Source organism: Pseudoalteromonas sp. bablab_jr010, from assembly GCF_016464105.1.
GTDB lineage: Bacteria > Pseudomonadota > Gammaproteobacteria > Enterobacterales > Alteromonadaceae > Pseudoalteromonas > Pseudoalteromonas simplex.
Genome location: NZ_JACDWV010000017.1, coordinates 1 through 460, shown reverse-complemented (window position 1 = coordinate 460; position 460 = coordinate 1). Strand labels below are relative to the sequence as shown.

1 pseudogene is annotated in these 460 nt (G+C 34.1%); it reads left to right on the top strand.

Annotated features, from left to right (window positions below):
* Window positions 1-97 precede the first annotated feature (97 nt).
* A pseudogene (locus JIG37_RS00260) lies at window positions 98-460 on the top strand (hypothetical protein); the annotation flags it as partial.

Genomic DNA, 460 nt, shown 5'->3' with positions numbered 1-460 from the left:
TAATAGAGGCTTTACATTACTGCATTATAAGAAAAACATTCGTTATGAACAGACTTATAGTAACCAAATAGCCTGTGCTTTTTTGCACTGGGAGTTATTGCAAAATTTTATGGATGTTACTCAGCCTTTGGCCGATATCCCACAATTTGAATATTATCGAGAGTTTGATAAAACAACCGCAGAGTTTGATAAATCGAATGGTCGTCCAAAATATTTTTGGTACCGTGTTGAGCGCAAGTTCGCTAAACAAATGAACAAAGAAGCCCTGAAGTTAAGTAAAGAGTTTGATAGTGAGGAGCAACTAGATAATTTACTGATTGGTAAACCAATCAAAAAGCTCAATCCACCTGAAATTTTTAAGTTTCCTTGGAAATACGCAGAAAATATAAAACCAGAAAGTGAGATTAAATTTGGCAAAACAGCGTGGCAAAAATTCACTTCGTTTTTAATGATTGATTTG